Genomic DNA, 6,891 nt, shown 5'->3' on the forward strand with positions numbered 1-6,891 from the left:
CTGCGCCTGCTGCCCGATCTGTACGAAGGCTTCAACCCCATGAGCTACGAGGATGCAGTGGACCGCGAGATCGAGATTGGCATCGACCTGCGGTCGGCGGGGTTTGGGGTGTGGCAGGCGTGATGCGTGCTAGGAAGTCTGGGTTCATTCCGACCCGAAGAAACCCCAAAAGGAATGATCTACCCCAATATGGGTATGGCAGCGCACTCCACCAATCCCTCATGCCGGGCAAGTTGGTGGCTCCATCGAACACCTCCCTTGTGAAGCTGCACCGCGGCCGCAGCGGCTTGATGCAATCAACCGCCAAAATACTCATCTATTCATAGCTACTAGCGCTTACCCATAAAGCGCCAGAGACCAATTTCATTCATATTTTCATTGACAACCATGAACTTCGCAGACCGCTTGAAGCAACTCCCCTCCGCCAGCCACCTCGCCGCCCTGCACCTGCTGGGCCCGGATGGGCAAGTGCTGGCCACCATCGAGAACAAGCCCGGACAGACTGGGTCGCTGGTGGTGTATGCCGCGTTGGCGGCCTTATACGGCGGCCGCATCACGCCTGCGGCCGCCACCCTGGGGCTGGAGTGGTATGCCGAGCATGTAGCCGATGCGCGCACTTTCCCTGGCAAGCACCCCAACATTGACCGGCTGCTGGCCCGGGCGCAGGGCAGCGAGAGCTTTGGGGTGCGGACGGTTGTGGCCTGAAAGGCTGAGGTTTTGCCAAAAAGTTGGCCGTTACAACAGCAGCGTGTCGAAAACGCGCAGGCCCGTTCGTCGTAGGGGTGTGAACACGTTGAATAACCGATATGGTTTGGCGGTTCACGCTTTCATCCACCACAGGACTGCACCCCAAGGAGACCCGAGCATGACGACCAACACCAACACCGGTACCGTCACCCTGCACCGCGTGCTGCGCGCCCCCGCAGAGCGCATCTACCGCGCCTTTCTGGACCCAGACGCCATGTGCAAATGGCTGCCACCCCACGGTTTTACCGGCCGGGTGCTGAGCATGGACGCACGCGTGGGCGGGAGTTACCGCATGCAGTTCACCAACTTCAGCAGTGGCGGCACGCATGCGTTTGGCGGCGAGTATGTGGAGCTGGTGCCGGGCGAGCGCATCGTGCACACCGACCGGTTTGACGACCCCAACCTGCCGGGCGAGATGCGCACCACGATCCAGCTGAAAAAGGTGATCGCGGGGACCGAGGTGTCCATCGTGCAGGCGGGCATCCCGGCGGTGATCCCCAACGAGATGTGCTACGTGGGCTGGCAGGAGTCGCTGCAGCTGCTGGCGCTGCTGGTGGAGCCAGAGATTCCGGGCGAATAACTCAGACGCCCATAGCCTCAGACCCTGATCACTTCAACCACTTGTCAGCCGCCTGCTTGACGGTGCCCCGGCTGTCCACCAGGCCCCACACAAAGCCCATCACGCGCACATAGTCGGCGTCGTCGGTGGGCAACATGAAGCCCAGGTAGTTCTTGGGCGTGAGTGGCGCATCCACAAACGCGGCGTGCAGGCGCGGGTCGGCCTTGGCGTAGTGCAGGGCTTCGTAGGTTTCGGTGATCATCACGTCGCCCTTGCCTTCGGCGATCAGCGCGGGGATCTCGGCGTTCTTGTCGTGCGTGCTGACCTGAGCGGCCTTGAGGTTGGCCAGCACATAGGTTTCGTTGGTGCCGCCGGGGTTCTTGATGACGCGCACGGCGGGCTGGTTCATGGCATCTACGCTGGTGTATCTGGCCTTGTCGGCCGTGCGCACCAGGGCCACTTTGCCAAAGGGAGCGTAGCCGGGCAGCATGTCAAAAATGCGCATGCGGTTGACGTTGCGGGTGATGCCGCCCACGGCCACGTCAAACTTGTCGCCCTGCAGGTCCTTCACCAGGTTGGGCCAGGTGGTGGGCACGTATTCGATCTTCACGCCCAGCTCCTTGGCCATGGTTTCAATCACATCGATGTCGTGGCCGCTGTAGCCCGCGTCGGTCTTGATGGCAAACGGGCGGTAGTCGCCGGGCGTGCCCACGCGGATGACCTTGGCCTCCATGATCTTGTCGAGCCGGGGGCCGGCTTGTGCGGCCTGGCTGAAGGCGAGGGTGGCGGCCACGGCGGCCAGGGCAAATACTTTTTTGGCGATCATTGGGCGAGACTCCGAAGGAAGAGGGATACGCTGTGCAACTGCAAGCATCTGCGTGAGCGGTGCGCAACAAAAGGATACAGCAGCCCCTCGCTACGCAGCGTGCCCAGCGAGTCGGCCGGATGAGGTCCACCAGTTCAAGGCACGCCGCACCCGTATCCATAGTCTGCACACTGCCGTCAGCCTTGAATTGAACCGCGCGCGGCTGCGGTCAGCGTGGCAAATGAAGACGACGGCCAAGCAGCAGGGACTCAACCCCGCCGCGCAGCGACGCCGGAGGGCTGCCTGACTTCAGCGGCTGAGTTCGGGCACGGTGCCGCTCATGACCTCGGTGGCGCCCAGCACGTCCTCGCGCAGGCGCCGGGCCCGCTCCTGAGTCGCAGGCAGGCCGCCGAAGCGCATGGCGCAGTAGTTCTCCAGCGCCCGACTCAGCCAGGTGTGGGCCAGTGGCGCAAGCCCTTTCGCAGAAGACCAGTGCTCGCGCACGGACTGCCCGCGCAGCGGCGGGTGCCGGTAGGCGCGCAAGCACCAAGTCATGGCACGGGCAGACAGCTGCATGGACCGTGCAGGAAACCACCGCGACAGGCCCCACGCCACAGCCAGTGCCAGGCGCACGCCCCATCGATGGCGCCGACGCCACAGCAGCCATGCCAGAAACACGAAGACCAGCCATAGCAACAGACCGAGCAGACTGCTTGCCCCGCCGCTGCCCGGTGGAGGCGGCTGCATGGACGTGTCGTCCTGCCCGCCAGTCCCCACCGCGCCACCTGGACCGCCGCTGCCTTTCCACCAGTTGCGCAGCGCCTGGGCCGCGTCCAGCGCCCCATTGATAGCACCGCGCTGCCACTGTGGAGCGAACGGGTCGCGGCCAGCGTCCCGCATGGAATCCAGCATGCGATCCCACTGCGATGGGGGCGTACCGGGCTGTAGCCGCGACTGCCCCTGGCGCGGAGGCGCCCCCCAGCCGGAGCCCTTGCTACCCGCACCACCTTGACCGCCCTGCCCCCGGGCGCGTTGGTCCGCATCAGGGTCGCTCTGCTTCCCGAAAGGCGGTTCGAACAAACCCGGCGTATCGCCACCTGGCAGGAAGCCAAAACCGAGCACCGGCGGCTGGGGGGCAAACAGGAACAGTGTGGTAGCAATGGCAAAGGACACCGCCACGAAACCTGCAGTCATCGACAGCTTGGTCCAGCGCGACAGGTCTACGCCTTCGGCATGAAGCCAAGCAAGCGTCAGCGCACCGCACAGCCAGGCCGGCCCCAGGTAGAACCACAGGCTCCAGTCGGCAGCGTAGTGCGTGGTGGTCAGAAAACATACCGTGAAGATCACGGTCATCGTGAGGTACAGGTCACGCCGCGTGCGCAGCTGGGCGGCCCGCGCGCCCATCACGACCAGCAGCACCATGCACACCCAGCGCGGGAAGGAGAAGAGAAGGATGCCAGGGAACACCGCCAGCACAAAGCCCAACAGACCCAGCACCTGCCACTGCCTGCGGCCTGCGCCCTCGGGGCCGCGCTGGTTGAACACCCCAGCGCCAAAGCCAAGTGCCGCCCACACCAGCCACAGCAGACAGGCAAAACCGAAGGCCCGATAGCTCCGTTCCACGTAAGAGAACGCAAAGGCTGTGAACAGATAGCTAAGCCCTGCGAACACGATGGCGCCCCGACTCTGCAGCGGGGCCGACGGTTCTTTGTCCGCCCGGCGGGTGCTGCCCCTGGTGGGTACGGGCTGCACGCCGGTGGAGGCCAGGGCGGATGCATTGCCGGGTGTGCTGCCAGACCTCATGGTGCCTCCCTCCAGCTGACTGCACCGGCCCGCTGGGCCACGGCCTGCAGGCCCTGGGCAGCTACCAATTGCGCCGGACCAACAACATGTCCCAAGGCGATGCACACCACCACTGCGCAGGCAACGCCCTTCAACTCTGCCAGCGCTGCTGCCAGGTCGGCCTGCACCATGTCGCCCGGCACGACCAGCGCGATCTGATCGCCCACCCTTGCAACCGCAGCCACGCGCATGCAGGCTTCGCACAACTGGGCAGGACTTGCTGGCTGCGCCGCAGCCAGGGCCGTGCGCACCAGGGCAGCGCCCTGCACAGGCTCGCCATCGCCCGCCAAATACAGAAATGCCTGTGCACCGTGTCCTTGGGCTGCATCGAAAACCCCCGCCGCCAGGCGGATGGCCTGCTCCCCCGCGCTGGCGGGGTTGCCCAAGGCTGGCGCCGCAGGCGCATGCACAGCCACCCGCAGGACCACGGCCCCCAGTTGCTGGAAGTGCTGGATCACCAACTCGCCCACCCGGGCTGAAGCGCGCCAGTTCACCCGTCCTACTGAATCGCCCTGCTGGTACTCGCGCAACAGGCCCAGCTCGAACGATTGGCCCGTGTGGCGGGTGGCGAGCGTGCCCGAGGGGTCGGGCGATACATTCCAGGGCAGCGGCCAATACATCGCTTGCGGCTTGGGCAGTACATGCACTGCGATACCGGTGTGCTGCATGGCATGCCGGGCCTGCACCAGGCCCAGCGGGAAGCCACAGGCCAGACGCACGGCAACCAGCCGGTAGTGACCCCGGCATGCAAACCGCACTTGCCGGCCCAGTTCAACGGCCTTGCCTGCGCGAACTACGGGAATCGTCTGGCACAGTGTCAGGTGACGCCCGGCCCATTCCCATTCGGTCTCCACGTCCACCATGAAGGCGGGCCAGCGCACGCTGCGCTCCACCACGATGCCAATGTCGCACCCAGCGCCTTCGATCACTTCCCCACCCAGACCATCGGCCCGCAGCCGCACGGCCATGCCGCGCAGCGAAAGCCAGGGCAGCACGAAGCCCATCACGGTCACGGTGGCGAGGAACAGGAACATGCCGTAGACCATGGGGTCTCGGCGGTTGAGCGCCGCCAGCAGCAGCGTGCAGCAGAACGCGAGCAGTACGCGTGATCGGGTCAGCAGTCGCTCCATGGGCGCTACTGGGGCGTGCGCTGCACATCAGGATGGCCTGGATGATGTCGTGGGGGTCCTTGGCCTGGGCGCCCTGCCCCTGCACAATGATGCGGTGTGCCAGCACCGGCGTGGCCACTTCGCGCACCACGGCCGGGTCCACATAAGAGCGCCCGCGGATGCAGCTGAGCGCGCGCGCCATCCGCGCCAGGCCCAGCGTGCCGCGCGGGCTGGCGCCGAAGCGGATGTCGGGGTGCTTGCGCGTGGCCCGCACGATGGCAGCAATGAACTGCGCCACCTCAGGGGTGATGGACACCTCGTGCGCCCCTGCCACCAGCCGCTCGAACTCGCCGGCCCGGCACACCGGCTGCAATCGGCTGATGGGGTGCGAGAACTGCTGGCTCTGGATCAGGCCCGCTTCGGTATCCGCGTCGGGGTAGCCCAGCGAAAGGCGGATGAGGAAGCGGTCGAGCTGCGCCTCTGGCAGCGGGTAAGTGCCCGCCATGTCGATGGGGTTTTGCGTAGCCAGCACGGCGAACGGTGTTGGCAGCGGCAGGGTTTGCCCGTCCAGCGTGATCTGCCCCTCCTCCATGCATTCGAGCAGGGCCGACTGGGCGCGCGGGTTGGCACGATTGATCTCGTCAGCCAGCACGATGTTGGCAAAGACGGGGCCGGGGCGCAGCGTGAAGCTGCCGTCCTTGGGGTTGTAGACCGGCCCGCCCACGATGTCTGAAGGCATCAGGTCGGCGGTGAACTGGATGCGCTTGAACGACAGCCCCACCGACACCGCCAGCGCGCGCGCCAGCATGGTCTTGCCCAGGCCGGGCACATCCTCAATCAGCAGGTGCCCTCCAGCCACGACGGCTGCGAGCGCCAATTCGACCTGCTGATGCTTGCCCTCCAGAACTTTTTCAACGTTGTGAACGATGGCTTGTGCCGTGCGCGCGCACTGCTGTGCCGCGTCTGTGACTGTTTGTGCGAGATCCAACGGACTTCCCCTCTTGATATGCCAAAAATTCTAAGGGAGCGGCTGTGGTGGAACCAAGACACACGATGAGCAGGCACATATCCGCGCTCGGTCGGCGCCGGAGCCCGCACAGCAGAACAAATCAGGTTACCCTGCCCGGTTAGCAACAAGGAATCGCCATGAAAAAACTCAACGTCACCATCCAACTCGAAATGACCGTGCCCGACGACTGGGAGCTGGTCGACACCTCGGAGGGCACGCCTGTCATCAAGCTGCCCGACGGCAAGTTCATGGACATTGCCATCGAACCCCTGTTTGCGGCAGACCCTGAAGACCTGTGGGCCAGCACCGAAGATGAAGATGTGCTGGACGACATCCTCGACATGGTGGACAGCGAGGCGGTGACGTACGAGTTTGTGACGCACTGATGGGCGAATGTCCCGAGTTAGAAACTTGGGACACTAGTCCACTGAAACCGAGAAATCGGCTGTGCGTGAGGGTCTGGCAGGGCCGCACTCTAGGCGGCGGGCGCACACCCGGCGAGCACAGCAACGACGAGGGCGGCCCTGCCAGGCCCTCACCCTTCGGGCCAGGGTGGTAGCAGGCGCATCGCTGCGTTGCGGGCTTTGCCAAGGCGGCCAGCCTTGGCCGCAGCCCGAGCCTTGCGCTGCACCCGCTGCCACCCCGGCGCACAGCCGATTTCTCGGTTTCAGTGGACTAGGGGCAAATGCCTGCTTGGGTTGAAAAATCCAGGCGGCGTCTTCGCCCCCGCATCAGACGCAGAAAACTACACTATTGATAGCGTCTGGCGCTTTACCCACAAGCGCCAGCACCTGATTTCATTCAAACCCCATCACAACTG

At 64.9% G+C, this 6,891-nt stretch carries 8 protein-coding genes; 4 read left to right on the forward strand and 4 right to left on the reverse strand.

Annotation, left to right across the window (positions count from 1 at the left end; translation table 11 throughout):
- The first annotated feature begins 387 nt into the window (after positions 1-387).
- Complete coding sequence (locus tag ACK4OE_RS24415; RefSeq protein WP_409888968.1) at positions 388-705, forward strand: DUF2322 family protein; 318 nt, start codon at positions 388-390, stop codon at positions 703-705.
- 160 nt (positions 706-865) lie between these two features.
- The gene (locus ACK4OE_RS24420) at positions 866-1,327 is read left to right on the forward strand and encodes an SRPBCC family protein (RefSeq protein WP_409888970.1); all 462 of its coding nucleotides are present in this window, start codon (positions 866-868) and stop codon (positions 1,325-1,327) included.
- Positions 1,328-1,355: 28 nt separating this feature from the next.
- On the opposite strand, the gene ACK4OE_RS24425 is transcribed toward ACK4OE_RS24420, so the two are convergent.
- The 4 genes from ACK4OE_RS24425 to ACK4OE_RS24440 all read right to left on the reverse strand — a co-directional run bounded on the left by ACK4OE_RS24425 (position 1,356) and on the right by ACK4OE_RS24440 (position 6,050).
- On the reverse strand, positions 1,356-2,132 hold the full coding sequence (locus ACK4OE_RS24425; RefSeq protein ID WP_409888972.1) for a transporter substrate-binding domain-containing protein: 777 nt from the start codon (positions 2,130-2,132) through the stop codon (positions 1,356-1,358).
- 288 nt (positions 2,133-2,420) lie between these two features.
- Positions 2,421-3,914, reverse strand: a complete 1,494-nt coding sequence (locus ACK4OE_RS24430; protein ID WP_409888974.1) for a DUF3488 domain-containing protein — start codon at positions 3,912-3,914, stop codon at positions 2,421-2,423.
- Positions 3,911-4,834 carry a DUF58 domain-containing protein gene (locus ACK4OE_RS24435; RefSeq protein ID WP_409888976.1) on the reverse strand — a complete coding sequence of 308 codons (924 nt, stop codon included), beginning with the start codon at positions 4,832-4,834 and terminating at the stop codon, positions 3,911-3,913. Before ACK4OE_RS24435 ends, ACK4OE_RS24430 begins: the two co-directional genes overlap by 4 nt.
- Positions 4,725-6,050, reverse strand: a complete 1,326-nt coding sequence (locus ACK4OE_RS24440) for an AAA family ATPase (protein ID WP_409888978.1) — start codon at positions 6,048-6,050, stop codon at positions 4,725-4,727. Before ACK4OE_RS24440 ends, ACK4OE_RS24435 begins: the two co-directional genes overlap by 110 nt.
- Before the next feature lie 158 nt (positions 6,051-6,208).
- Here ACK4OE_RS24440 and ACK4OE_RS24445 point away from each other — a divergent pair, with 158 nt between their 5' ends.
- Positions 6,209-6,457: a hypothetical protein gene (locus tag ACK4OE_RS24445; RefSeq protein WP_121419513.1), complete on the forward strand. Its 249-nt coding sequence runs from the start codon at positions 6,209-6,211 to the stop codon at positions 6,455-6,457.
- A 216-nt stretch (positions 6,458-6,673) separates the two neighbouring features.
- Positions 6,674-6,891 (forward strand): hypothetical protein (locus tag ACK4OE_RS24450; protein ID WP_409888980.1); only part of this gene is annotated, 218 nt, incomplete at its 3' end.

Source organism: Acidovorax sp. (assembly GCF_046314175.1).
Taxonomy (GTDB): domain Bacteria; phylum Pseudomonadota; class Gammaproteobacteria; order Burkholderiales; family Burkholderiaceae_C; genus Acidovorax.

Excerpts from the sequence above, each read along its gene's own strand:
- ACK4OE_RS24415 (WP_409888968.1), top strand. The coding sequence starts at position 388 with ATGAACTTCGCAGACCGCTTGAAGCAACTCCCCTCCGCCAGCCACCTC.
- ACK4OE_RS24420 (WP_409888970.1), top strand. The coding sequence starts at position 866 with ATGACGACCAACACCAACACCGGTACCGTCACCCTGCACCGCGTGCTG.
- ACK4OE_RS24425 (WP_409888972.1), bottom strand. The coding sequence starts at position 2,132 with ATGATCGCCAAAAAAGTATTTGCCCTGGCCGCCGTGGCCGCCACCCTC.
- ACK4OE_RS24430 (WP_409888974.1), bottom strand. The coding sequence starts at position 3,914 with ATGAGGTCTGGCAGCACACCCGGCAATGCATCCGCCCTGGCCTCCACC.
- ACK4OE_RS24445 (WP_121419513.1), top strand. The coding sequence starts at position 6,209 with ATGAAAAAACTCAACGTCACCATCCAACTCGAAATGACCGTGCCCGAC.